Annotated in this window: 1 protein-coding gene; it reads left to right on the forward strand. The window is 69.3% G+C overall.

Features of this window, described 5'->3' with window-relative positions; genetic code table 11:
- Positions 1 to 453, forward strand: a 453-nt coding sequence (locus SB764_RS38325; RefSeq protein WP_410866506.1) for an AsmA family protein, incomplete at both ends; no start/stop codon positions are given.

A 453-nucleotide genomic window follows, 5' to 3' on the forward strand; every position in this document is an offset into this window, starting at 1 on the left:
GGCAAGCAGGCGCCGGCCCAGGACAAGCCCAAGGATGCGCCGGCCAAGCGGGCCGGCGGCAAGGTCCTGCCGACCCAGGCGTTTCGTACCGATCGCTGGCGCGACATGGACGCCGACGTGGCGCTGGAGGCCGGCCGCATCGTGCATGACGCCAAGTTGCCCCTGTCCGATCTGTCGGTCCATCTGGTGTTGCAGGACGGCCAGCTGACGCTGGACCCGCTGCGCTTCGGCATGGCGGGCGGCAGCATGGCCGCGACGGTGCGGCTGGACGGTTCCCAGCAGACGCTTACGGGACGCGTCGACATGCATGCGCGGCGGCTGCGCCTGAAGCAGTTGTTTCCCTCCGCGCAGGCCATGCAGAAGACGCTGGGCGAACTCAATGGCGACCTGGCGTTGTCCGGCACCGGCAATTCGGTGGCCGCGCTGCTGGGATCGGCCAGCGGTGATGTGAAG

The sequence above is a fragment of the Paraburkholderia sp. SIMBA_027 genome (assembly GCF_046535315.1).
Taxonomy (GTDB): Bacteria; Pseudomonadota; Gammaproteobacteria; order Burkholderiales; family Burkholderiaceae; genus Paraburkholderia; species Paraburkholderia tropica.